Annotated in this window: 20 protein-coding genes; 9 read left to right on the top strand and 11 right to left on the bottom strand. The window is 72.4% G+C overall.

Annotation, left to right across the window (positions count from 1 at the left end; all coding sequences use genetic code 11):
* Positions 1 to 36 precede the first annotated feature (36 nt).
* From IR170_RS18420 to IR170_RS18410, 3 genes are all read left to right on the top strand, one after another.
* A complete protein-coding gene (locus tag IR170_RS18420; protein ID WP_056863050.1) occupies positions 37 to 1,149 on the top strand; it encodes an NDMA-dependent alcohol dehydrogenase in 1,113 nt (370 codons plus the stop codon).
* A gap of 7 nt (positions 1,150 to 1,156) precedes the next feature.
* A complete protein-coding gene (locus IR170_RS18415) occupies positions 1,157 to 2,128 on the top strand; it encodes an AAA family ATPase (protein ID WP_193666365.1) in 972 nt (323 codons plus the stop codon).
* A 146-nt stretch (positions 2,129 to 2,274) separates the two neighbouring features.
* Positions 2,275 to 3,087, top strand: coding sequence for a VWA domain-containing protein (locus IR170_RS18410; protein WP_056863521.1), 813 nt, complete (start codon positions 2,275 to 2,277; stop codon positions 3,085 to 3,087).
* A gap of 180 nt (positions 3,088 to 3,267) precedes the next feature.
* Here IR170_RS18410 and IR170_RS18405 read toward each other — a convergent pair whose 3' ends face one another.
* Genes IR170_RS18405 through IR170_RS18395 form a run of 3 tightly spaced genes read right to left on the bottom strand, consistent with a single transcriptional unit; the run spans position 3,268 to position 7,132 of the window.
* Positions 3,268 to 4,281, bottom strand: a complete 1,014-nt coding sequence (locus IR170_RS18405) for an ABC transporter permease (RefSeq protein ID WP_056863049.1) — start codon at positions 4,279 to 4,281, stop codon at positions 3,268 to 3,270.
* On the bottom strand, positions 4,278 to 5,978 hold the full coding sequence (locus tag IR170_RS18400; protein ID WP_082500054.1) for a sugar ABC transporter ATP-binding protein: 1,701 nt from the start codon (positions 5,976 to 5,978) through the stop codon (positions 4,278 to 4,280). The genes IR170_RS18405 and IR170_RS18400 overlap by 4 nt, the downstream gene beginning before the upstream one ends.
* Positions 5,975 to 7,132 carry a sugar ABC transporter substrate-binding protein gene (locus IR170_RS18395; RefSeq protein ID WP_193666364.1) on the bottom strand — a complete coding sequence of 386 codons (1,158 nt, stop codon included), beginning with the start codon at positions 7,130 to 7,132 and terminating at the stop codon, positions 5,975 to 5,977. The genes IR170_RS18400 and IR170_RS18395 overlap by 4 nt, the downstream gene beginning before the upstream one ends.
* A 190-nt stretch (positions 7,133 to 7,322) precedes the next feature.
* Between IR170_RS18395 and IR170_RS18390 the strand changes: the two genes are divergently transcribed.
* From IR170_RS18390 to IR170_RS18380, 3 genes are read left to right on the top strand one after another with little or no spacing between them, the layout of a single operon-like run.
* Entirely contained in the window at positions 7,323 to 8,084 is a 762-nt protein-coding gene (locus tag IR170_RS18390; protein WP_193666363.1) for an SDR family NAD(P)-dependent oxidoreductase, read from the top strand.
* A 32-nt stretch (positions 8,085 to 8,116) separates the two neighbouring features.
* Positions 8,117 to 8,842 (top strand): TetR/AcrR family transcriptional regulator, encoded by a 726-nt coding sequence (locus IR170_RS18385; protein WP_193666362.1) that lies wholly within the window; start codon positions 8,117 to 8,119, stop codon positions 8,840 to 8,842.
* Between the two features lie 2 nt (positions 8,843 to 8,844).
* Complete coding sequence (locus IR170_RS18380; RefSeq protein ID WP_193666361.1) at positions 8,845 to 9,810, top strand: alpha/beta hydrolase; 966 nt, start codon at positions 8,845 to 8,847, stop codon at positions 9,808 to 9,810.
* Here IR170_RS18380 and IR170_RS18375 read toward each other — a convergent pair.
* The gene (locus IR170_RS18375) at positions 9,801 to 11,447 is read right to left on the bottom strand and encodes a flavin-containing monooxygenase (RefSeq protein WP_319805165.1); all 1,647 of its coding nucleotides are present in this window, start codon (positions 11,445 to 11,447) and stop codon (positions 9,801 to 9,803) included. The two genes, IR170_RS18380 and IR170_RS18375, sit on opposite strands and share 10 nt — an antisense overlap.
* A gap of 194 nt (positions 11,448 to 11,641) precedes the next feature.
* Between IR170_RS18375 and IR170_RS19740 the strand changes: the two genes are divergently transcribed.
* Genes IR170_RS19740 through IR170_RS18365 form a run of 3 tightly spaced genes read left to right on the top strand, consistent with a single transcriptional unit; the run spans position 11,642 to position 15,118 of the window.
* The gene (locus IR170_RS19740; RefSeq protein ID WP_227489592.1) at positions 11,642 to 12,616 is read left to right on the top strand and encodes an enoyl-CoA hydratase-related protein; all 975 of its coding nucleotides are present in this window, start codon (positions 11,642 to 11,644) and stop codon (positions 12,614 to 12,616) included.
* 4 nt (positions 12,617 to 12,620) lie between these two features.
* The gene (locus IR170_RS18370; RefSeq protein WP_319805164.1) at positions 12,621 to 14,339 is read left to right on the top strand and encodes a class I adenylate-forming enzyme family protein; all 1,719 of its coding nucleotides are present in this window, start codon (positions 12,621 to 12,623) and stop codon (positions 14,337 to 14,339) included.
* Positions 14,336 to 15,118 (top strand): SDR family oxidoreductase, encoded by a 783-nt coding sequence (locus IR170_RS18365; RefSeq protein ID WP_319805163.1) that lies wholly within the window; start codon positions 14,336 to 14,338, stop codon positions 15,116 to 15,118. The genes IR170_RS18370 and IR170_RS18365 overlap by 4 nt, the downstream gene beginning before the upstream one ends.
* 87 nt (positions 15,119 to 15,205) lie before the next feature.
* Here IR170_RS18365 and IR170_RS18360 read toward each other — a convergent pair whose 3' ends face one another.
* The 7 genes from IR170_RS18360 to IR170_RS18330 form a co-directional block, all read right to left on the bottom strand.
* Entirely contained in the window at positions 15,206 to 16,342 is a 1,137-nt protein-coding gene (locus IR170_RS18360) for an NDMA-dependent alcohol dehydrogenase (RefSeq protein ID WP_056903115.1), read from the bottom strand.
* 98 nt (positions 16,343 to 16,440) lie between these two features.
* Complete coding sequence (locus tag IR170_RS18355; protein ID WP_227489591.1) at positions 16,441 to 17,922, bottom strand: aldehyde dehydrogenase family protein; 1,482 nt, start codon at positions 17,920 to 17,922, stop codon at positions 16,441 to 16,443.
* 243 nt (positions 17,923 to 18,165) lie between these two features.
* Entirely contained in the window at positions 18,166 to 18,930 is a 765-nt protein-coding gene (locus IR170_RS18350) for a crotonase/enoyl-CoA hydratase family protein (RefSeq protein ID WP_193666359.1), read from the bottom strand.
* Positions 18,930 to 19,703, bottom strand: a complete 774-nt coding sequence (locus IR170_RS18345) for a nuclear transport factor 2 family protein (RefSeq protein WP_193666358.1) — start codon at positions 19,701 to 19,703, stop codon at positions 18,930 to 18,932. Before IR170_RS18345 ends, IR170_RS18350 begins: the two co-directional genes overlap by 1 nt.
* 80 nt (positions 19,704 to 19,783) lie before the next feature.
* On the bottom strand, positions 19,784 to 21,304 hold the full coding sequence (locus IR170_RS18340) for an AMP-binding protein (protein WP_193666357.1): 1,521 nt from the start codon (positions 21,302 to 21,304) through the stop codon (positions 19,784 to 19,786).
* A 10-nt stretch (positions 21,305 to 21,314) separates the two neighbouring features.
* Positions 21,315 to 22,502, bottom strand: coding sequence for an acyl-CoA dehydrogenase family protein (locus IR170_RS18335; RefSeq protein ID WP_193666356.1), 1,188 nt, complete (start codon positions 22,500 to 22,502; stop codon positions 21,315 to 21,317).
* A gap of 52 nt (positions 22,503 to 22,554) precedes the next feature.
* Positions 22,555 to 23,700 (bottom strand): thiolase family protein, encoded by a 1,146-nt coding sequence (locus IR170_RS18330; protein ID WP_193666355.1) that lies wholly within the window; start codon positions 23,698 to 23,700, stop codon positions 22,555 to 22,557.
* Positions 23,701 to 23,751 lie beyond the last annotated feature (51 nt).

Here is a 23,751-nt window from a genome sequence, read left to right as displayed (position 1 = left end):
CCCGGCGGACCGCCGTACACCCCAGAGGAGCCACCGATGAAGACCATCGCCGCCGTCGTCTACGAGCCCGGCAAGCCGATCGAGATCGAGGAGCTCGACCTCGACGGCCCCCAGGCCGGTGAGGTGCTGATCCGCTACACCCACGCCGGGCTGTGCCACTCCGACGTGCACATCGCCCACGGCGACCTCGAGGCGCGCCTGCCGATGGTGCTGGGCCACGAGGGCGCCGGGATCATCGAGGAGGTCGGGCCGGGCGTGACGCGCGTGCAGCCCGGCGACCACGTGGTCTGCTCCTTCATCCCCAACTGCGGGTCGTGCCGCTACTGCGCCAACGGCCAGCAGTCGATCTGCGACATGGGCGCCACCATCCTCGAGGGCTACCTGCCCGGGGAGCGCTTCCCGATCACCGGCCCGCGCGGGCAGTACGGCGCGATGTGCATGCTCGGCACCTTCAGCCAGTACGGCGTGATCCACCAGAACTCCTGCGTCAAGGTCGACGACGACCTGCCGCTGGAGAAGGCGGTGCTGGTGGGCTGCGGCGTGCCGACCGGCTGGGGCGCGGCGGTCAACACCGCGGGCGTGCGCGCCGGCGACACAGTCGCGATCTTCGGCATCGGCGGCATCGGCATCAACGCCGTGCAGGGCGCGCGCCTCAGCGGCGCGAAGAACATCGTGGTCGTCGACCCCTTGGAGAACAAGCGCGAGAAGGCCATGGAGCTCGGCGCCACCCACGCCTTCGCCAGCGCCGAGGAGGCCCAGGACACCATCACCGACCTCACCCGCGGCCAGATGGCCGACTCCGCCATCCTCACCCCGGGACTGATGACCTCCGAGATCGTGGCCAGCGGCTTCAACGCCGTCGGCAAGGGCGGCACGGTCGTGCTGACCGGGCTCAACAAGCTCGACGAGCAGAACATCGAGCTGCCGGGCTCGATCATGACCCTCTACCGCAAGACCCTCAAGGGCAGCCTCTTCGGCGACTGCAACCCCACGACCGACATCCCGAAGATCCTCGGGCTCTACCAGAGCGGCGACATCAAGCTCGACGAGATCATCACCCGCACCTACCGCCTCGACCAGGTCAACGAGGGCTACGACGACCTGCTGGCCGGCAAGAACGTGCGCGGCGTCGTCGTGCACGAGCACTGAGCGGCCCGTGCCCGACCACCCCACCCCGGTCACCGCGGGCGCGACGGCCGACGCCGTCGCGCCCGTGGCCGCGGTCGACCGCTCCGAGGAGGCCCAGGTGCTCCAGGCGGCGCTGCGCAGCGGCGCCCACGTGCTCCTCGAGGGACCGCCCGGCACCGGCAAGTCGACCCTGCTGCGCCAGGTCGCGCGCGAGCGCGACATCCCCTTCGTGCTCGTCGAGGGCAACGCCGAGCTGACCCCCGCGCGGCTGGTCGGCCACTTCGACCCCGCGCTGGTGCTGGCCCGCGGCTACAGCCCGGAGATCTTCGAGGACGGGCCGCTGCTGGCCGCGATGCGCTCGGGAGGCCTGCTCTACGTCGAGGAGCTCAACCGGATCCCGGAGGAGACCCTCAACGTCCTGCTGGCCGCGATGTCGGAGAAGGAGATCACCGTGCCTCGCCTGGGCTGCGTGGTCGCCGCGCCCGGCTTCGGCCTGGTCGCCGCCATGAACCCCTTCGACGCGATCGGCACCGCGCGGGTCTCCAGCGCCCTCTACGACCGCACCTGCCGGATCTCGATGGGCTACCAGACCGCCGGGGCCGAGCGCGCCATCGTGGCGCTGCACACCGGCGCCCCCGGCAGCGCCGGCAGCACCGGCGCCGCCGGTCCGGAGTGGGAGGCGAAGGTCGTCGAGCTGGTGCGCGCCACCCGCGAGCACCCCGACCTCGAGTGGGGCTCCTCGGTGCGCGGCGCGATCGACGTGGCCCGGATCACCGTCGAGCTGGCCGCCCTGCGCGGCGTGCCGGCCACCGAGTGGCACGTCGGCCTGGCCGCCGCGAAGGCCTCGCTCACGGGGCGGGTCAGGCTGCACGAGGGCTGCGGCCGCACCCCCGAGCAGGTCGTCACCGAGCTGTGGACCCGTGTCTTCGGGCCGCCCCCGGAGACCGACCCGCCCGACGGCGCGCCCGACACCGGGGAGGCGGGGCCGGGGGAACCCTGAGCCCGCCCAACCCGGCGGGCTCGCCCCCCTCACCCTCGGCCCCCTCCAAGCCGCAGCCCCGCGAGCGACTGCGCAACGAGCGCACCACCGGGCGCTCGGAGCTGGCCCGCAACCCCCGCTTCGCCGAGCTCTCCCCCGAGACCGGCGTGCTCGACCAGGACGCCCTCGACGCCGCGCTGCGCGAGGACCCCGACCTCACCCTCACCCTGCTGGTCGACATGTCGCGGGCCACCGACGAGGCGCTGCGCGCCCAGGTACGCCGGCTGGCCCCCCGCCTCGTGCTCGACCAGACCCGTCGTGGTCTCCCCCGGTCGGCCGGGGTCGCCCGCCGGCGCACGCGCCCCGCCGTGGCGGGCGGCGACCTCGACCTCGACCGCTCGATGGAGGCCGTCGTCGGCGCCCGCGCCGAGGGCCGCATGCCGCGCCTCGACGAGCTGGTCTCCTCCGACTGGGCCCGCCCCGACCTCGCGCTGTGCCTCGTGGTCGACCGCTCGGGGTCCATGAACGGCGCCCGCCTGACCGCCGCCGCCGTCACGACCGCGGCGTGCGCCAGCATGGCTCCGCGCGAGCACGCCGTGCTGACCTTCGCCTCCGGCGTCGACGTCCTCGCCCCGCTCACCGCGCGCCGCCCGGCCACCGAGACCATCGCCACGGTGCTCGCGCTGCGCGGCCACGGCACCACCGCCCTGCCCGCCGCCCTCGACGCCGCGCGGCTCCAGCTCTCGCGCGCCACCGCCCGCCGCCGGGTCACCCTGCTGCTCTCCGACTGCCGCACCACCGACGACGACGCCGTGCCCGCGGCCAGCCGGCTCGACGAGCTGGTCGTCCTCGCCCCAGCCGACGACGACGAGGAGGCCCGCCGCCTGGCCCTGCGTGCCGGCGGGCGCTGCGCCAGCGTCGCCGGCGTGCTCGACGTGCCCCGCGCCCTCAACCGTCTCCTCGCCGACGACCGCCCCTAGACCACGCCTCGCCCGGCAGCCCCGGCGACCGCAAGCCCTCGACGGGCACGGCCTGGCTGCTGCTCGTGCTGCTGACCCCGTGGCTGGGCCTCGAGGCGTGGTCGCTCAGATCCGCCCGGCTGCGCTGCGTCGACAACGTCACGCGACTGACGGCAGCCTTCCAGTGAGCGCCGCCGGGCCTCACGGAGCGGCAGCGACACGGGCGTCGCTCGGGGCCTCCCCCCTGACGAGCTTGCGACGGGCCTTCTCCTCGGCCGCCCGCTGGCGTCCGAGGGCGACGGCGACGGCGGCGACGAGCGCACCGCCGCTGAACATCGGGTCGAGCCACTGGGCGTTGGTGGCCAGCTGGAGACCCTTGACCCCGGTGGCCAGCACGAAGATGGCGAGCACCGTGCCCCAGACGTTGAAGCGGCCCGGGATGACCTGCGTGGACCCGAGGAAGACCGCCGCGAAGGCGGGCAGCAGGAGCGAGGCGCCGTAGGTCAGCGACGGCCCGGCGAGGGAGGCGTAGATCGCCCCGGTGAGACCCGCGATGGTGCCGGAGGCGATGAGGGCCAGCCACGTGTAGAGGTCCACGCGCGCGCCGGACAGGCGTGCCGCCTCCGGACTGCTGCCGATGGCGAAGAGGTAGCGGCCCACCGGGGTGTGCTGGAGCACCCACCACAGCAGGACGGCCAGGATCAGCATGTAGACCACGACCACCTGGAAGCCCAGGATGGTGGACTGGGTGAACGCGGCCCACGAGGCGTTGATCGGTGGGAGCGGCTGGGCGTTGTCGGTGATGATGATCTGGAAGGCCGCGATCATCGACGAGGTGCCGAGCGTGGTGATGAAGGAGCTCACCTTGAGCTTGACCACGATGAAGCCGTTGACGGCTCCGATGAGGGTGCCGAGCAGCGTGCACACCACGACCACGGTCGGCCACGCCCAGTCGTCGTTGACCAGCATGACCGCGGAGATGGTCGAGATGTTGGCCGTGGCGCCGACTGAGAGGTCGAAGGCACCGCACGCCAGCGGCACCAGGATCGCGAGGGCCAGCATCGCCGCGATCGACCGGTCGGCGGCGATCGAGTGCACCGTCGCCATGGTCGGGAAGTAGAGCGGCTGCCAGACCGAGAAGACCACGATGAGCACGGCCCACAGGTAGAGGCCGCTGAAGCGTTCGAGGCCGAGGCCGCGCGGGAGCCGGGTCATCGCAGATCTCCTTCGAGGCTGCCGACCGCCGCACGGTCGGAGCGGTGGTCGACAGGGTGGTCGGGCGGGTCGGTCGTGAGGTGGGGGTGGCGGAGGTCGGCCGGGTCGCCCTCGCTCTCCATCACCTCCATGAGGTCGGAGGCCTGGTCGGGCTCGATGCCGAGGCAGGCGCGGGTCAGGGCGTGGGCACTGATCTCGTCGCCGACGAGCTCCTCGACCAGCTCCCCCACCCTGAGCACGAGGACGCGGTCGCAGACCGCGATCAGCTCCTCGGTGTCGCTGGAGCTGACCAGCACGGCGGCGCCCCGCTCGGCGGCCTCGAAGAGCGCGCGGTGGAGCTCGGCCTTGGCGCCGACGTCGACGCCCTGGGTGGGCTCGTCGAGCAGGAAGAGCACCGGCTGACGCTCGAACCACTTGCCGTAGACGATCTTCTGCTGGTTGCCCCCGCTGAAGGTCGACATCGCACGCTCGGTGCCGGACCGGGGCCGCACGTCGAGCCGCTCGAACCAGCCCGTGGCGAGGTCGTGCTCGCGGCGCCGACTGAGGCCGGCGCCGCGCCAGAGGCTGCGCAGGCTGCCAAACCCGATGTTCTCGCGGGCGGGCAGGTCGACGAAGCAGCCCTCGAGCTTCCGCTCGGCCGGCACGTAGGCCACGCCGGCGGCCATCGCACGGTCGGGTCGGTCGGCCCCGACCCGTCGTCCCGCCACCCTCACCTCGCCGTGGTCGCGGTGTCGTGCCCCGAAGACGGTGCCCAGGAGCGAGTCGCGCCCCGAGCCGGTGATCCCGGCCACGCCGACCACCTCGCCGGGACGGACCTCCAGGTCGATCCCGTGCAGGCTCTCCGAGCCCAGGCCGGTGACGCTGAGGGCCGGCTCGGAGGCCGGGTCCGACCGCAGTGGCGGCCGCTCCTGGGCTTCGAGAGCGGCCCCCAGCAGGTGGTGCAGCAGGGAGTCGCGGGTCAGGCCGGCCACCGGCTGGGTCGTCATCCGCACCCCGTCGCGGAGCACGGTGGCCGCCGTGGCGACGGCGAAGACCTCGTCGAGGCGGTGGGTGACGTAGAGGACGCCGATGCCGCGTGCCGAGACCCGGCCGACGATCTCGAGGAGGGCCTCGACCTCGTGCTCGGGCAGTCGTGCGGTGGGCTCGTCGAGCACCAGCAGGTGCACGGGGCTGGACTCGTCGTCGAGCAGGGCGCGGGCGACGGCGACGCCGGTCTTCTGGGCCGGGGAGAGCCGGCCGACGTGACGGTCGGGGTCGACCTCCACGCCCACCGACTCCAGCGCGCGGGCGGCCCGTGCCCGGGCCGCGCGGCCGCGGATCGTCCCGAAGCGCGTCGGGAAGCCAGGGCCGAAGGCGAGGTTGTCGCTGACCGAGCAGTCCTCGACCAGCCCGAGGTCCTGGTGCACGAAGCGCGCACCCAGGGCGTACGACGACGCCGCGCTGCCCGTCACCAGCTCCTCGCCGCCGATGCGGATGGAGGCCCCGGGATCGGGGCGGTGGAAGCCCGAGAGGGTCTTGATGAGCGTGGACTTGCCCGATCCGTTCTCGCCCAGCAGGGCGTGGACCTCCCCCGCGCCGATGCGCAGGTCGACGTCGCGCAGCGCGTGACCGCCGACGAAGGTCTTGGTGAGACCGACGATGTCGAGCGCCGGGGCGGAGTCCGTCCCGGCCGTCGCGGAGGAGGTCCCGGTGCTCACTTGCCCCACAGCGCCTTGTACTGCTCGCGGTAGTCCTCGGGGAACCCGAGCCCGGCGGGAGAGGGCGTGCCGACGTTGTCCTGCACGGCGATCATCTGCACGCGACCTCCGTCGGCCTCGGGCACGTCCATGCCGGTCATGGTGCGGGCGACGATGTCGACCGCGGTCCACCCGTACTGATCCTCGGCGGTGGCGCTCACCGCCGCGATGTCGCCGCTGACGACACCCTGCAGGCTGTTGATGTCGGGCGAGCCGCCGACCACCTTGACCCCGCTGATGCCAGCGGCCTCGAGCGCGCTGGGCAGGCCTGCGGCGAGGAAGGCGGTGTCGGTCGAGACGACGTAGTCGATGTCGGGCTTCTTCTGCAGCTCCGAGACCACCGACGGGACGATGCCGTTGGAGGCCAGCTGGGCAGGGGCGTTCTCCAGCTCGGTGATGGTGCAGCCCGAGCAGTACTCCGCGATGCCCTCGCGGAAGCCGTCGCCGTAGGCGGCGAGCACCGCGAAGGCCGGCACGTCCTGGAGCAGGATGGTGGCGTCGGCCGCGGAGTCGGCGGTGACCCAGGCGGCCATGGCCTTGCCGGAGGCCGCGTAGTCGAGCTGGCTGGCCGAGCCCTGCGTGACGGGGCCGCCCGGCTCGGTGTCGCCCACGGCGACCGGGGTGATGATCACGCCGGCGTCCTCGAAGTCCTGGACGAGGGGCTGCCACAACGTCTGGCTGAAGCCGATCGGGGCCACAGCGAAGGGGTCGTAGGTCAGCGCCTCCTTCATGGCCGAGGTCAGCGTGGCGCCGTCGGTGGTCTTGTAGGCCAGCAGCTCTGTCTCCCACCCCATGGCCTCGGCGGCCTCGAGGGTGCCGTCGGAGATCAGCTGGCACTGGGGCAGCTCACAGGTGATGACGACGAAGGGCTTGTCGCTGGAGGTGTCGCCGGTGATCGGCTCGGTCTGGTTGATGGCGCTGGGCGTCTCCAGGAGTGGGGTCACCACCTCCTGGGCGGCGCTCACCTCGGCCTCGGCGGCCGACCCGGCCTCGGCCGTCGCCGCGGCCTCCGGCGCTCCTGCGGAGTCCTCGGGAGCGGCGCAGGCGCCGAGGATCAGCATCCCGGCGGCGGCGATCCCCGCCATGCCGCGCAGTCGTGCGTGGTGGTTGGTCATCGGTGGGTCCCTTCGAAGGCCCGAGAAGCACGGCGACGAGCCTGGCGGCGCGTCATGTGTCGTGCATCACAACAGCCCGCGATCAGACTGTCAACTGCTGTGTTGACTAAATCTACGAACGTGTTGACTGCGGTCGGCGTCGGTCCTACCGTCGACCCACGCCCGCCGGGCGACAAGGAGGAGCACCCGCATGAGCGTTCTCGACCGGTTCCGGCTCGACGGCCAGGTCGCCGTCGTCACGGGCGCCTCCTCAGGGCTGGGGGTCGCCTTCGCCGTGGCCCTCGCCCAGGCCGGCGCCGACGTCGTGCTCGCCGGTCGACGTGAGGAGCGGCTGCGCGAGACCGCCCTCCTCGTCGAGGCGGAGGGGCGCCGGGCGGTGCCGGTCGCGACCGACGTGACCGACCCGACGGCCTGCACGACACTCGCGGAGACCGCCATGGAGCACCTGGGCCGCATCGACGTCCTGGTCAACAACGCTGGCGTGGGCACGGCGCACCCCGCCACACGGGAGACACCGGAGCAGTTCCGCGAGGTGCTCGCGACCAACCTCGAAGGTGCCTACTGGATGGCCCAGGCCTGCGGCCGGGTGATGCGCCCCGGGAGCAGCGTCGTCAACATCTCCAGCGTCATCGGACTCCGTCCCCAGCCCCTCCCCCAGGCTGCCTACGCCTCGAGCAAGGCCGCGCTCATCGGCCTCACCCGCGACCTGGCCAACCAGTGGACCCGCCGCAAGGGGATCCGTGTCAACGCCATCGCGCCCGGCTTCTTCGAGACCGAGATCAGCGACGGCTACGCACCCGGCTATGTCGACGCCCAGCTGGAGCGGGTCGCGGTGGGTCGCCAGGGCGACCCCGAGGAGGTCGCCGCGACGCTGGTGTGGCTGGCCAGCAGCGCCGCCGGCTACGTCACGGGGCAGACCGTGGTGGTCGACGGTGGATACGTGATCGGGTGAGCACCACGGCGCGGCGCACTAGGGTGCCCGACGTGAGCGACGACCGCACCCCTGCCCTCTCCAGCGGCGCGGGCGACCCGCCTCCGGCGGACCCTCCCGCCGCCGCCGACCCCGACGACAGCGGCATCGGCCGGCGCCGGGCCGCCGCGCGAGGACGCAAGAAGGGCGGCTACAGCCTCAGACGGACCGAGATCATCAACGCCGCCGCACAGGTCTTCAAGACCCGCGGCTACCAGCGCACATCGCTGGCCGACATCGCCGAGGCCGTCGGCACGGAGCGGGCCAGCCTGTACTACTACGTCAGCAGCAAGGAGGAGCTCCTCGACGAGGTCGTCACCGACGTCGTCAAGGCCAACCTCGTGGTCGCCGAGGGCATCCGCGACTCCGACCAGCCGGCGCCCGCGAAGCTGCGCGAGCTGATCACCTCGCTCATGGTCAGCTACGCCGAGAACTACCCGTTCCTCTACGTCTACCTCCAGGAGAACCTCGCCCACGTCGCCGAGGCGCGACGCGAGTGGGCCGAGGAGATGCGCAAGGTCAACCGTCGCTGGGAGGAGGCCGTCACCGCGATCGTCATCCAGGGCGTCGAGGAGGGCACCCTGCGTCCGGTCACCGACCCGCGAGTCATGGCCTACGGACTGATCGGGATGGTCAGCTGGACCAACCGCTGGTTCAACCCCGAGCGTTCCGCCGTCGACGCCGTCACCATCGGGGAGTCCTACGCCAGCATGCTCCTGGACGGCGTGGAGGTGAGGTGAGCGTGGCGGAGCCCACCGCCCACCCCGACGTGGCGCGCCTCGTGGCCCAGTTCGACGAGCTGGCCGTGCCGACCTACGACACCGTCAGCGTGCCGCACGCCCGCGCACTGCTCGACGGAGTGCTGCGCCTGCAGCACCCGGCCACCCCGGTCGCCGGGGTGCGCGACGTCCTGCTGCCCGGAGACGCCGGCCTGCTGCCCGCCCGGGTCTACCACCCCTCGCCCGACGAGCAGCGCCCGCTGGTGCTCTACCTGCACGGTGGCGGGTTCGTGCTCGGCGGACTCAAGGCCGCCGATCGTCCGTGCCGGGCCCTGGCCGCCGCGAGCGGCTGCGTCGTGGTCTCCCTCGACTACCGCCGCGCGCCGGAGACCCGCTTCCCCGGCCCGCTGCTCGACTGCGTCGCGACCGCGCGCGCCCTCGCCGCCGACCCTGCCGCGCTCGGAGGCGACCCCGCACAGGCGCTGGTGCTGGTCGGCGACAGCGCGGGTGGCAACCTCGCCGCCGCGACGGCGCTCGAGCTGCGCGACAGCCCAGGGGCCGTGCGGGCCCAGGTGCTCGTCTACCCGTGCCTGCACCCCGCCCTCGACACGCCCTACGCCTCCTACCGCCGCCGCGCCGACGGACCGCTCATGACCGCGCGGGAGCTGGCGTGGTTCTGGGACCTCTACCTGCCCTCGCCCGCCGCCGGCCGGGACCCGCGCGCGGCGCCCGTGCTGGCCGAGGACCTCAGCGGCCTCCCGCCGACCACGATCGTCACCGCGGAGCTCGACCCGCTGCGCGACGAGGCGCTGCACTACGCCGCACGTCTCGCCGAGGCCGGCGTCGCCGTCGAGGAAACGACGTACGCCGGGGCGGCGCACGGATTCTGGTGGATGGACGCGGCGCTCAGCCAGGCCGCCGAGCTGACGGAGCTCCTGGCCGCGACCTGCGCCGGCGGCGCTGGTCCGACCCGATCGACTCAGGCCTGAGCCGGCTCCCGCTCGCGGCTCGAGGAGAGCTCGAAGCCGGAGTAGCCCTCGTCGACCACCCGCTCAAGGATCCTGCGGTAGGCGCGCACGCCGCCGGGGTAGGGCATGAAGACCCGAGGCTTCCCCTCGACCTCGTCACCGTTGTAGTAGCTCGTGGCGAGCGGGTAGAGCGTCTCCTGCGCCCGCTCGTTCACGTGGGCCACCCACGCCTGCTCGGCCGCCTCGGTCGCCTCGACGACGTCGGCGCCGACGGACTCCAGGTGGGCGAGGAGCGCGGCGATCCAATCGACGTGCTGCTCGGTCGACAGCAGCACGTTGCTCAGCAGCGAGGGGCTGCCCGGACCTGCGACGATGAACAGGTTGGGGAAGTCGTGCACGCACAGCCCGAGCTGAGTGACCGGCCCGGCCGACCACTTCTCCTTCAGCGTGAGCCCACCCCGACCAGTGATGGTCGGACGCAGCAGGGAGCCCGTGAGGGCGTCGAAGCCGGTGGCGAAGACGACGACGTCGAGGTCGTGCTCCGCACCACTCGCCGTGCGGAGCCCGGTCGGGGTCATCGCCTGCAGCGGATCCTCCCGGATGTCGGCGAGCGTGACGTCGTCGCGGTTGAAGGTCTCGAAGTAGCCACTGTCGACCGAGGGGCGCTTGGCGGCGAAGGGGAAGTCGCGCGGCATCAGCTTCTCGCGCAGCACGGGGTCGTCGATCTTGGCGGCGATCTTCTCCCGGATGAAGTCGGCGGCGGTGTCGTTGGCGGCCCGGTCGCGCAGGATGTCGTAGTAGACGAGCGCGAACCCGAAGCCAGCGGTGGCCCAGTAGTCCTCGTAGCGCCTACGGCGCTCGGCGTCGCTCACCTCGAGCGCGGAGGTCCTGCTGATGGGGATGGTGCCGAGACCGCTCGGCGAGTTGCGCGAGGCCTCGCGGCGCTCGGCGTAGGACGCCTTCACCTCGGCGTCACGCTCGTCGCTGATCGGCCCGTTGGTGGCCGGCACGCTGAAGTTGGGGGTGCGCTGGAAGACCGTGAGGTGGGCGGCCTCCTGCGCGACGACGGGGATCAGCTGCATGCCGGACGACCCGGTGCCGATCACCCCGACCCGCTTGCCGGACAGGTCGACGCCCTCGCGGGGCCACTTCGCGGTGAGCAGCACCTGGCCGCGGAAGTCGTCCTGGCCGGGCAGGCTCGGGGTCTTGGTGGTCGAGAGCTGCCCGGTGGCCATGACCAGGAAGCGGGACCTCCAGGACCCGCCGCTCTCGGTGCTCACCGACCAGCGGGCGCTTGCGTCGTCCCAGGTGGAGTCGACCATCCGCTGGCCGAGGCGGACGTCGCGACGCAGGTCGAAGCGCTCGGCCACGTGGTGGATGTAGCGCAGGATCTCGGGCTGGGTCGCGTAGCGCTCGCTCCAGCGCCACTCCTGCTCGAGCTCGGAGGAGAAGCCGTAGGAGTAGTCGTAGCTCTCCACGTCGCAGCGCGCACCGGGGTAGCGGTTCCACTGCCAGACGCCGCCGATGTCGTCGCCCGCCTCGAGCACCACCACCGAGTGGCCCGCCCCGCGCAGCGTGTGCAGGGCGCGCAGACCGGCGAAGCCGGCCCCCACCACCACGACGTCGACCTCGGTCACGTCCACCACAGGGTCCACCACAGCCGGTCTCCTCGCTCGTCGTGCTCCGGAACACCGACGGTAGCCATGGCGATCCGCTCGGTCAACACTCTTGTTGACGCAGCGAGGCCACTCCTTGCGACACCCTGCGTCAACGCTTATGTTGATCCACAGTGACGTGCATCACCCAGCGCCGGGTCGGCCGAGCCGACGACGAGCAGACAGGAAGGCCACCCATGGAGCTCGAGACGCTCGTCTACGAGAAGTCCGACCGCATCGCGACGATGACCCTCAACCGCCCCGACCGTGGCAACGCCCTGTGCCGGCAGATGCGCGACGACATGGACCTCGTCATGGACGACCTCGACCGCGACGACGACACCCGCGTGCTCGTCGTGAAGAGCAACGGCAAGAACTTCTGCACCGGATACGACCTCACCGAGTGGGGCTACCTGTGGGGCAGCGGGGAGCCCTCGCGTCCCGAGGACAGCCGCCCCCACCGGCGTGCGCCGATCTTCTCCAGGCGCGAGTTCCACGAGTCGCGCGAGAGGTGGATGCGCCTGTGGCGCATCCGCCAGGCCACTGTCGGGGTCGTGCGGGGGGCGTGCGTCGCCGGTGGGCTCGATCTGGCCGGCGTGCTCGACATCGTCTTCACCGCCGACGACGCGCAGTTCGGGCAGCCCGAGGCCCGCACGATGGGCGAGATCCACACCTTCGGTCTGTGGCCGGTCCACCTGGGCATGCGCAAGACCAAGGAGTGGTTGTTCACCGGCGACAGCATGACCGGCACCGAGGCCGCCGAGCTCGGGCTCGCCAACCGCGCCGTGCCCGCCGAGGAGGTGCTCGACGTGGCCATGGCCTACGCCGAGCGCATCGCGCACGTGCCGCTGGAGATGCTCTACTCCCACAAGGAGGCCACCAACCGGTGGTGGGACGCCATGGGCATCGCCTCGGCGATCGCGGCCGCCAACGACGCCGACGCCATGGCCATCGCCGGGCCCGCGATGGCGGACTTCAAGCGGTTCCAGGACGCGCACGGAGTGCGTGCCGCGGTCGAGGACCGCGATGAGCCCTTCTCCCACCACCGCACCTACTGGGAGGCCTACCAGGCCTCGCGCGGTCGGCAGGGCGGCCGCGAGGACGAGCAGCACGACGACCACCTCCGCACGCGCGCCGACCAGGGCGTGGCCGCGCAGAACGGGAAGGGCTGAGCCGGTGCTCCCCAGCGTGGCCGAGCGCCAGGAGGCGCTCGAGGGGCGGCACCCGGCCTGGGTCGCGCGACGCCTCGACGAGCAGCTCGACGCCGCTGTCGAGGAGTTCGGTGACCGCCCCTACGTCGTCACCGACCACCGCAGCTGGACCTACCGCGAGGTCGCGGACTGGTCACGTCGCCTGGCGCGTGGCCTGGTCGCCGCCGGGGTGCGCCCCGGGGACCTCGTGGCCCTGGTCATGGCCAACCACCCGGAGTTCGTCGCGCTCAAGTACGCCATCGCGCGCGCCGGGGCCACCGCGGTGCCGGTGAACTTCCTCAACCGCCGCGACGAGCTGGGCTACGTGCTGCGCCAGTCGGGTGCCTCGGTGCTGGTCACGATGGACGCGTTCCGAGACCTCGACTACCTCGACATGCTCGACGACCTCGCCCCCGGCTGGGAGTCCGGTGGCGGAGGGGCTGGCATGCCCGACCTGCGGGCGGTCTTCGTCCTGACCGGGGAGGGACGCACGCCGCGCCCCGGAGCCCGCACCGTCGAGGAGCTCGGCGGCACGGACGAGGGCTGGGAGCCCGTGACCTCGACCGGTCCGGGCGCCCCTGCCGACGTGCTCTACACGTCCGGCACGACCGGCAGCCCGAAGGGCGTGCTGCTCACCCACGACATGCTGCTGCGCACGGCGTACGGCAGTGCCTTCGGCCGGGCCTTCCAGGATGGTCGCCGGGTGCTGTTCTCCCTGCCGATGTACCACGTCTACGGCTACGTCGAGGGCCTGCTCGCGACGCTCTTCGTCGGCGGCTCGATCGTGCCACAGCTGACGTTCACCCCTGCCGCGACGCTGGCGGCGATCGAGCGTCACCACGTCGACGACGTGCTGCTCATCCCGACGATGACCCAGGCCCTGCTCGACGAGGTCCAGACGGGTGGGCCGGTCCACGACCTGTCGTCGCTGAGCTCCATGATCTCCTCCGGCGGCGTCTCCCCCACCGGACTGTGGCACCGGATCGAGGCCGTCCTCGGCCCCCTCGAGCTCACCACGGGCTACGGGATGAGCGAGACCACCGCCTCGACCACCGTCACCCGGCCCGACGACCCCCGTGAGCGCCGCCTCAGCACCAACGGCAGGCTGCGCGACGTCGGCGTCGCCGGCGACCCCGCCCTGGGCGGCCGGCTCGCGGTCTACCGCGTCGTCGACCCCGCCACCGGCGCGGTGCTCGGGGTCGACCAGGTCGGCGAGCTCCAGGTGCGCGGGCCCGGGGTCACCCCCGGCTACCACCGCAAGCCCGAGGAGGACGCCGCCGCCTTCACCGCCGACGGCTGGCTCCGCACGGGCGACCTGGGCCGCCTCGACGCCGACGACTACCTCACGCTCGTAGGACGCAGCAAGGACTGCTACCGCTGCGGCGGAGAGCAGGTCGTGCCCAAGGAGATCGAGGACGTGCTGACCTCGCACGAGGCCGTCAACCAGGCCCACGTCGTGCCGCTCCCCGATCGGCGGATGGGCGAGGTCGGCGTCGCCTACGTCGTCCTGCGCCCCGGCCGCGCCGTCGACGTCGACGAGCTCCTCGCCCTGTGCACCGCCCGTCTGGCCCGCTTCAAGGTCCCCCGGCACGTGGTGGCCATCGGCGCCCACGAGGTGCCGGTCACCCCCAGCGGGCGGCCCCGCAAGTTCCTGCTCGCCGAGCGCGCCCGCGCCGAGCTCCAGCCGACCGGCGCCGCGTCGTGACCCGCGAGGCGGCCGGCAAGGAGCCCGCAGGGCCCCCGGTGGCGATCGTGACCGGGGCGGCCCGCGGCATCGGCGCCGAGATCGCCGTGCGTCTGGCCGACGACGGACACGACGTCGCTGTCGTCGACCTCGACGAGGCCGCGTGCGCGAAGACCGTGACTCGTGTGAGGGAACGGGGCCGGCGAGCGCTGGCCGTCGGGGCCGACGTGTCGCGGGAGGACACCGTCGTCACCGGCGTGGCCCGGGTGGCCGAGGAGCTCGGTCCCCCGCTGGTGCTGGTCAACAACGCGGGGGTCCTGCGCAACGGCCTCGCCTTCAAGATGAGCCTCGACGACTGGGACACCGTGGTCGACGTCAACCTGCGCTCCGCGTTCCTGATGAGCAGGGAGGCCCAGCGCCACATGACCGCACGCGGCTGGGGCCGCATCGTCAACCTGTCCTCGATCGCCGCCCTCGGCACCGTGGGCCAGGCCAACTACTCCGCGGCCAAGGCCGGGCTCCAGGGTCTCACCAAGACCCTCGCCCTCGAGCTGGGTCGCTACGGCGTGACCGTCAACGCCGTCGCGCCGGGCTTCACCGTCACCGAGATGACGCGGGCCCTGGCCGAGCGTGCCGGCGTGTCCTTCGACGACCTGGTCTCCGAGCAGGTGGCCGGGATCGCGGTGGGGAGGGCCGGCGCGCCCGACGACATCGCCCAGGCGGTGTCGTTCTTCGCCGACGTGCGATCCGGCTTCGTGACCGGCCAGGTCCTCTACGTCGCCGGCGGTCCCCACGGCTGAGGCCGGGGCGGGCCCGACGCACACGCACAGCGGCCCGGTCGTCCGAGGACGACCGGGCCGCTGCTTCCCCCGGGACCCGGGGCCGACTCACCAGTCGGCGGGGCCGTACTCGATGAGGCCGCGGATGTTGGTGCCGGCGTTCATGTCGGCGTAGCCCTGGTTGATGTCCTCCAGGCGGTAGCGGGTGGTGATCAGCTCGTCGAGCATGAGCTCGCCCTCCATGTAGAGGCGCAGCAGGTTGGGGATGTCGAAGCGCGGGTTGCCCGAGCCGAAGATCGCGCCCTGCAGCCGCTTCTGGAGCAGGGTCAGCTCGAAGAGGCTGAGGCTGACGTCGGTGTCGAGCATGGAGCCCATGCCGGTGACGACCGCCGTGCCGCCCTTGCCGACCAGCGACAGGGTGCCGGCGATGTCCTCGCCGCGGATGCGGCCCACGCAGATGATCGCCTTCTGGGCCATCGCACCCCACGTCAGATCGGTGACCGGCGCCGTCGCCTCCTCGATGCTGGCGTAGGCGTGGGTGGCGCCGAGCTTCATCGCCATCTCACGCTTGAACGGCACGGGGTCGATCGCGACGATGTGACGGGCGCCGGCAGCACGGGCGCCCTGCACGGCGTTGGCGCCGATGCCGCCGACGCCGACCACGACCACGGTCTCGCCGGCCCGCACGTCGGCGGCGTAGACCGAGGAGCCCCATCCGGTGGTGACACCGCAGCCCACGAGGGCGGCCTTGTCGAGCGGGATGTCGGGCAGGATCTTGATCGCCGAGGCCTCGTGCACGGTGACGTAGGGCGAGAAGGTGCCGAGCAGGCACATCGGCGAGGCGTTCTGCCCCTTCACCTGGATGCGGTTGGTGCTGTCAGCGATGGCCTGGCCGGTGAGCAGCGTCGCACCGAGGTCGCAGAGGTTCTGGTGACCGCGGGCGCAGGCTGCGCACTGCCCGCAGGAGGGGATGAAGCCGAGGACGACGTGGTCGCCCTCCTTGACGCTGGTGACACCGGGGCCGACCTTGGTCACGACCCCCGCGCCCTCGTGCCCTCCGATGAAGGGGAACGCGCCGGGCTCCACCATCGGGATGTCGCCGACGCGCACGTGCTCGTCGGAGTGGCACAGGCCGGAGGCGGCGAGCTGCACCTGCACCTCGTTGGCGACCGGGTCGCCGAGCTCCACCTCCTCGACCTGCCAGTCCTGGTCGGCTCCCCACAACACTGCTGCTTTGGTCTTCACGCGCTTGTCCTTTGGTCGGTCCTGACGGTGCTGGGTGGTCCCGAGAGGGTCGTGCTGGCTGGTACGTCGTGCCGGTCGGCGCCGCGGTGCGGCGCCGCTCAGCGCTGGATGGCCTTGGTCTCGAGGAACTCCTCGATGCCCGCCGGGCCGGCCTCGCGGCCCAGGCCCGACTGCTTGTAGCCGCCGAACGGAGCCGCGGGGTTGAACGCTCCGCCGTTGACCTCGATCTGGCCGGCTCGCAGCCGCTTGGCCACGCGCAGCGCTCGCTCGTCGTCGCCGGACCACACCGCGCCGGCGAGGCCGTAGTCGGTGTCGTTGGCGATCGCGACGGCCTCCTCCTCGTCGGAGTAGGGGAGGATCGAGAGCACGGGGCCGAAGATCTCCTCCCGGGCGATGGTCATGTCGTTGGTGACGTCGCTGAAGATCGTCGGCGCCACGAAGTAACCGCTCTCGTGCTCGTTCTCCAGGCCCCCGACCACCAGGCGCGCGCCCTCGTCGATGCCGGTCTGGATGAAGCCCCGCACCTTCTCGTGCTGGGTGGCGTTGACCAGCGGGCCGAGCACGCTGGACTCCTGGTCCCACGGGCCCGTGGTGTAGGTCGCGGCGACGCGGGTGGCGATCTCCTCGACCTCGGCGAGACGCGAGGCCGGCACGAGCATCCGGGTGAGGGCGGTGCAGGCCTGGCCGCAGTTGAGGTAGGCGTTGGCCAGTCCCCCGGTGACGGCCTGCTCGAGGTCGGCGTCATCGAGGATGACGTTGGCCGACTTGCCGCCGAGCTCGAGCGCGACCCGCTTCACCGTGCCGGCGGCGACCTCGGCGATCCGCTTGCCGGCTCGCGTCGAGCCGGTGAAGGAGATCATGTCGACGTCGCGGTGCGCGACGAGAGCCTCGCCGACCCCGGGCCCGTTGCCGTGGACCATGTTGAAGACACCGGCCGGAAGGCCGATCTCGTCGAAGATCTCGGCGAGGGCCACCACCAGGAGCGGGGTGACCTCGGTGGGCTTCACCACCACGGTGCAGCCGGCGGCGAAGGCCGCGGCCACCTTGAGGGCCACCTGGTGCAGGGGGAAGTTCCACGGCGTGATGCAGCCGACCACGCCCACCGGCTCGCGCACGATGAGGGAGTTCCCGATCTCGGTGCCCTCGAAGTCGTAGGAGGTGGCCAGGTCGGCGTAGTAGCCGAAGTTGAAGATCGGCAGGCCCAGCTGCACGGCCTTGACCGCCTCGAGCGGGGCTCCGATGTCCCGCGACCCGAGCTCGGCGAGGGCCTCCATCCGCTCGACGAGCAGCTCGGAGGTCCGGGTGAGGTAGGCCGCCCGCTCGGAGGGGGCCAGGGCCGCCCAGGCGGGGAAGGCGGCCCGCGCGGCGGCGACGGCCTTGTCGACGTCGGCGGCGGCGCCCTCGGCGACCTCGGCGATGACCTGCTCGGTGACCGGGCTGCGCACCTCGATGCGCCCGGGCGCGTCGGAAGCGACCCACCGCCCGTCGATGTAGAGGGCTGTGGCGTCGACGACCTCGTCGGCACGGAGGCCGGCGAGCATCGCCTCGAGGGTCGGGCTGGCGAGCGTGCTCTGCGACATGGAAAGCGTCCTTCGCGAAGGGCCTGGCGGGCCGGATGGCTGCGTGTCGCCAGGGGCACTCCGAGTCGTGCGCCGGGCTGTGGTGTCGATCACATCACCCTGCGGGATCGGGCGTCAACCCTCGTGTTGACAAAAGTCCCGGGAAGGCCAGGGGGCCTCCGTCCCCAGCGCCCTCGGGCCGGTCGGGGAAGGGCAGGCACGCAGGGCGCACCGCCGCTCGCAGCACCTCGGAGGCCGTGCCCGCTAGGGCGTCCGGCCCCACACGGGTGGGCGCTTCTCGGCGAAGGCGCGTGCACCCTCGCGAGCGTCGTCGGAAGCGGCGAGCGCCTCGAGCAGCTCGTCCTGACGGGCCACGTCGTCGGCCGAGGGCGCGAGCCGCCGGTCGAGCAGCTCCTTGCTCGCCCGCAGCGAGCCCGGCGCGCTGGCCGCGACCTGGCGCGCGAGGGCCAGGGCGCGGTCGAGCGCCTCCCCAGGCGGCGTCACCTCGTTGACCAGGCCCCACCGCTCCGCCTCCTGCGCCGAGAACGGCTCCCCCGTGAGAGCGCACCGCATCGCGACCGCCCGGGGCACGCGTGCGGAGAGCCGCAGGAGGCCACCCGCCCCCGCCACCAGGCCAAGCCTGGCCTCGGGGAGGCCGAGACGCGCGTCCAGGGCGGCCACGACGAGGTCGCAGGCCAGCACGATCTCGAAGCCACCCGCGAGGGCTGTGCCCTCGACGGCGGCCACCAGCGGCTTGACCGGCGGCCGACGGGTGAAGCCGAGACCGCGGCCGGGCACCTCCGGACGCTGCCCGGTGGCGAGGAATGTCTTGAGGTCCATGCCGGCGCAGAAGTGGCCGCCGGCGCCGGTGAGCACCCCCACGGCCAGGCCCGGATCGTCGTCGAGGCCGTCGAGCGCCTCGGCCAGGGCGGTCGCGGTCGGGAGGTCGAGGGCGTTACGCACCGCGGGGCGGTCGAGGGTGACCACGCGCACCGCCCCGACGTCCTCGACACCGACCGCGGCCCCCATCAGTCCGCCTGCCGCGACTTCTTGAGCGCCGAGCGGGCCGCCAGTCGGTCGGAGACCACGACCCCGCTCGCCACCTTCCCGCCGACCACGGTGACGAAGCCGGCCACGTCCATCACGGCGCTGCCGCCCGAGCCGTCGGCCGCCGCGCCGCCGAGGCGCCCGTGGAAGGCGACCCGCGAGCCAGCCGACACCACCACGTCGACCTCCCCGCCGTGCGCCGTCAGCGCAGGGCCGGCGTCGTCGAGGTCCGCGTCGTCCCAGACCACGCCCTCGACCGCTGGCAGCCCTGCCTCCAGCCACGCCAGCACGACGGACTCGGCGGCCGGGTCGGCGGGCTCCGCGGGGGTGTCCCACGGCGCGACGGCCGGCGAGCCGACCGGGTCGGGCGTGCCCGAGGCGAGCTGTCGACGCCGCGCGGCGTAGTCCTCCTCGGCCCAGGCGCGGATCAGCCGGTCGCCGCCGGCCCCGTTGTCCCCGACCCCGGAGTCGGAGTCGGAGTCGGAGTCGAAGAGCACCACCCCGGTCCAGGCCGCGGCGTTGCCGTCGTGGCGCAGCGAGACGCCGTGCTCGGTGAAGTGCACCGCGGCCTGGCGGCCGTTGGTCAGCACGTCGTGCACGGTCAGCACGAGCCCGGGGAACTGCGCGAGCTGGCCGACCGTGGCCTCGACGTAGTCCTCACGGCGGTCGACCTCGAAGGTGCCGATGCGCAGCCGGTAGTCCTCGGCGAGCAGGTCCTCGCACGCAGCAGGGTCGTGGCCGTTGAGCCAGCTCACCGTCCACCGCCTCACCAGCGGCAGGACGCGGTCGGACTCGGCCGCGATGGACCCACTCTCGACACCTGCCACCTCGGCGCTCACGAGACGGGACTTCCGTGGGTCATGCGCAGCTCCTTCTTGAGGATCTTGCCGGAGGCGTTGCGGGGCAGGACCTCGATGGTCTCGACCGCGCGGGGACACTTGTAGTGGGCGAGGCGGTCGCGGGCGAAGGCGATCAGGTCGGCGGCGTCGACCTCGACGCCGGGGCGGGGCACGACGAGCGCCTTGACGCTCTCGCCCCACCGCAGCGACGGCACACCGATCACCGCGACCTCCAGCACCGCCGGGTGGTGGGCCAGGACGTTCTCGACCTCGGCGGGGTAGACGTTCTCACCGCCGGTGATGACCATGTCCTTCATCCGGTCGTGGAGGAAGAGGAAGCCGTCGGCGTCTCGGTAGGCAGCGTCCCCGGTGCGCAGCCAGCCGTCGGCGGTCAGCGCCTGCGCGGTCGCCTCCGGCTGGCGCCAGTAGCCGGGCGTCACCTGGCCCGAGCGGACCCAGATCTCCCCCACGGCGCCCACCTCGGCCGCCTCGAGCGTCACCGGGTCACGCACCTCGACCTCGCAGGCCCACGGCAGGGCCTTGCCGATCGAGCGCAGCAGGTGGGCGCGCGGGCCACCCGGGTCGTGGTCGGCGGCGGCCAGCGCGACCACGGTGCCCGAGGTCTCGGTCATCCCGTAGACACCGAGGAAGTCGCATCGCAGTGCCGCGATCGCCGACTCCAGGAGCGCCTCGCTCATCGGTGCGCCGCCGTAGGCCACCACCCTCAGGCTGGCGACGTCCGAGGTGCGCAGCGCCGGCGAGCCGACGATGCCCTGGATCACGGCAGGCACCATGAAGGCGTGGGTCACCCCGTGACGCTCGATCGCACCCAGCAGCGTGAGGGGGTCCGAGTCGGGCACCAGCACGGTCGTGCCGCCCTGGGTCAGGGCGGTCGAGCCGTAGCCCGCACCACCGATGTGGAAGAGCGGCGAGGGCACCAGGTTCACCGTGTCGGCGTCCATGCCGTAGAGCAGGCGACCGCTGGTCCGGGTGAAGGCGAGGTTGTCGTTGGTGATGAGCGTGCCCTTGGGCAGGCCGGTCGTGCCGGAACTGTAGAACTGCAGCAGGACGCTCTCCCCGCGCGTGCGCGTCTCGACCGGGGTGTCGTCGGCCGCGGCGACGAGGGCGTCGAGCTCGGGGCCCGTGGTCACGACACGCACCCCGGCGTCGGCGTCGACCAGGTGCACAAGGTCGGGCGAGACCACCAGCAGCGACAGGTCGGCGTCGGCGGTGATCGAGACCAGCTCGGAGCGGGAGAGTCGCCAGTTGAGCCCGACGAGCACGGCGTCCTGGAGGCTGCAGGCCAGGGCCAGCTCGAAGAAGGCCGGGGAGTTCTTGCCCAGGAACCCGACGCGCCGCTGGTCGGCGACGCCGAGACCGTCGAGCACGTGGGCCAGCCGCGTGCCTCGGCCGTAGAGGTCGGCGAAGCTGAGGCGCTGCTCCTCGAAGAGGATGGCCGTGGCGTCGGGGGTGCGGGACGCCAGGTCGCGCAGAGCACCCGCGAAGGTGAAGGTCACGCCGCTCTCCTCAGTAGCTCTTGGGCAGCCCGAGGCTGTGCTGCGCGACGTAGTTGAGCACCATCTCGCGGCTCACGGGAGCCGTCTTGAGCATGCGTGCGGTGAACCACAGGTCGGAGAGGCCGTACTCGTTGGACAGGCCGTTGCCACCGTGGGTCTGCATCGCCTGGTCGAGTGAGAGCAGGCAGGCGTCGGCGGCGGCGAGCTTGGCGATGTTGGCCGCCTCGGCGCAGGCGGCGTCCTGGCCGGTGTCGTAGAGCTCCGCGGCGCGGAAGTTCATCAGCCGGGCCTGCTGCACGTCGATGTAGGCCTTGGCGAGGGGGTGCGACAGGCCCTGGTGGGCGCCGATGGGCTGGCTCCACACCGTGCGCTGGTTGGCGTAGAGCGCTCCGCGCTGCAGGGCGTACAACGCGATGCCGGAGGCGATCGCCGCAGCAGCGACCCGCTCGGGGTTGAGCCCGGCGAAGACCTGCTGGAGACCGCGGCCCTGGTCACCGACGATCGAGTCGGCGGCGACAGGCACGTCGTCGTAGAAGGTGACGAACTGTCGCTCCGGCGCCCGCAGGGCCGAGTCGATCACGGTGTAGCTGAATCCGGGCGCGTCGGTCGGGATCAGGAAGAGCGACAGCGTGCGCTTGCCGTCGGGACCCGGCTCGGCATCGCGGGCCACCACCATGACGGCGTCGGCCTCGTCGACCCCGGAGGTCCAGTACTTCTGCCCCTTGAGGGTCCAACCGCCGTCGGACGACCGCGTCGCGGTGGTGGAGATGTTGTGGGTGTTGGTGCCGGCGTCGGGCTCGGTGATCGCGAAGACCACCTTCTTCTCCCCGCTGCAGATCCCCTCCAGCCACCTCTCCTTGAGCACCTCGGATCCGTGGCGGGCGATGATCGATGCCGTGATCGAGCTGATGACGATCATCTGCATCGGGCAGCCCTGGGCGGCGCACTCCTCGATCACGACGGCCAGGTCGGCCAGGCCTCCGCCTCCGCCGCCCCACTCCTCGGGCATGTTGACGCCCAGGAAGCCGGCGTGCCCGAGGTCGCGGTAGAGCTCGTCGGGGAAGCCGCCCCGGGCTGCCGCCTCCTGGAAGTAGGCACGACCGTACTTGCCGGCCAGGGCCGCCACCGACTCCCGCAACGCCCGACGCTCCTCGGTCTCCGGGATGAGCGGAGAGTGGCTCAGCTTCAGGTCGGGCATCGGGACTCCTCGTGGTGGCGGGTGCTGGATGGGGCGTGGTGGGTCGACCGGGTCAGAGCAGCTCGAGGATCGTGGCGTTGGAGAGCCCGCCGCCCTCGCACATCGTCTGGAGGCCGTATCGCACGCCGGACTCGCGCATGTGGTGGACCAGCGTGGTCATCAGCCGAGCCCCACTGGCGCCGAGCGGGTGGCCGATGGAGATCGCACCACCGTGGGGGTTCATTAGGGCCGGGTCGGCTCCGATCTCCTTCTGCCAGGCGAGCGGCACCGAGGCGAAGGCCTCGCTGATCTCGAAGACTCCGATGTCGGAGAGCGAGAGGCCCGAGCGGTCCATGGCCTTGCGGGTGGCGGGGATCAGGGCGGTGAGGCTGATGATGGGGTCGTCGCCCGCGACGACGGCGGTGTGCACCCGCGCGGTCGGCGTCATGCCGAGCTCACGCGCTTTGTCGCCGGTCATGACCAGCAGCGCCGCCGCGCCGTCGTTGATCGAGGAGCTGTTGCCGGCGGTGAGCAGACCGTCCTCGGCGAAGACCGACCGCAGGCCGGCGAGCTTCTCCAGCGAGCCGCCCGGCCGGATGCCCTCGTCGTGCTCGACGGTCACGCCGTCGGCAGTGGTCACCGGGACGATCTGGCTCTCGAAGAGGCCGTTCTTCTGGGCGTGGGCCGCCTTCTCGTGCGACGACAGCGCGAACTCGTCGAGCTGGGTGCGGGTGAGCGACCAGCGACGGTTGATGTCCTCGGCGCCGAGGCCCATGTGGGGTCGACGGCCGTCGTAGCGGGCGGCGAAGCGCTCCCCGAACGGGTCCTTGTCGAGCACCGAGGCCCCCATCGGCACGCGGCTCATCACCTCGACACCGCCGGCGACGACGATGTCGGCCTGGCCCGACACGACCATGGCGGCGGCGGAGTGAACGGCCTGCTGGGAGGAGCCGCACTGCCGGTCGAGGGTCGTGCCGGGCACCGACTCGGGCCACCCGGCAGCGATCACCGCGTTGCGCGCCACGTTGTAGGTCTGCTCGGCGACCTGGTGCACACAACCCCAGTGGACGTCGTCGACCAGGGCGGGGTCGAGTCCGGTCCGGGCGGCGAGGGCGACGAGCAGGTCGGCCGAGAGCTCGACCGGGTGCTCGGCGGACAGGCCGCCGCCCCGCTTCCCGACGGGGGTACGGATGGCTTCCACGATCACGGCGTCGCGCACGGTCACTCCTCAGGTGGTGTCGGTCACACCAGTATCAACACATGCGTTGAC

This window comes from Nocardioides kribbensis, assembly GCF_015070375.1.
Classification (GTDB): domain Bacteria; phylum Actinomycetota; class Actinomycetes; order Propionibacteriales; family Nocardioidaceae; genus Nocardioides; species Nocardioides kribbensis.
The sequence above is the reverse complement of the archived record's forward strand: the minus strand, read 5'-3'. Positions and strand labels throughout refer to the sequence as shown.

What these genes read in the sequence shown, in the direction of transcription:
- IR170_RS18420 (WP_056863050.1), top strand. Translation starts at nt 37, where the DNA reads ATGAAGACCATCGCCGCCGTCGTCTACGAGCCCGGCAAGCCGATCGAG.
- IR170_RS18405 (WP_056863049.1), bottom strand. Translation starts at nt 4,281, where the DNA reads ATGACCCGGCTCCCGCGCGGCCTCGGCCTCGAACGCTTCAGCGGCCTC.
- IR170_RS18395 (WP_193666364.1), bottom strand. Translation starts at nt 7,132, where the DNA reads ATGACCAACCACCACGCACGACTGCGCGGCATGGCGGGGATCGCCGCC.
- IR170_RS18390 (WP_193666363.1), top strand. Translation starts at nt 7,323, where the DNA reads ATGAGCGTTCTCGACCGGTTCCGGCTCGACGGCCAGGTCGCCGTCGTC.
- IR170_RS19740 (WP_227489592.1), top strand. Translation starts at nt 11,642, where the DNA reads ATGGAGCTCGAGACGCTCGTCTACGAGAAGTCCGACCGCATCGCGACG.
- IR170_RS18355 (WP_227489591.1), bottom strand. Translation starts at nt 17,922, where the DNA reads ATGTCGCAGAGCACGCTCGCCAGCCCGACCCTCGAGGCGATGCTCGCC.
- IR170_RS18350 (WP_193666359.1), bottom strand. Translation starts at nt 18,930, where the DNA reads ATGGGGGCCGCGGTCGGTGTCGAGGACGTCGGGGCGGTGCGCGTGGTC.
- IR170_RS18335 (WP_193666356.1), bottom strand. Translation starts at nt 22,502, where the DNA reads ATGCCCGACCTGAAGCTGAGCCACTCTCCGCTCATCCCGGAGACCGAG.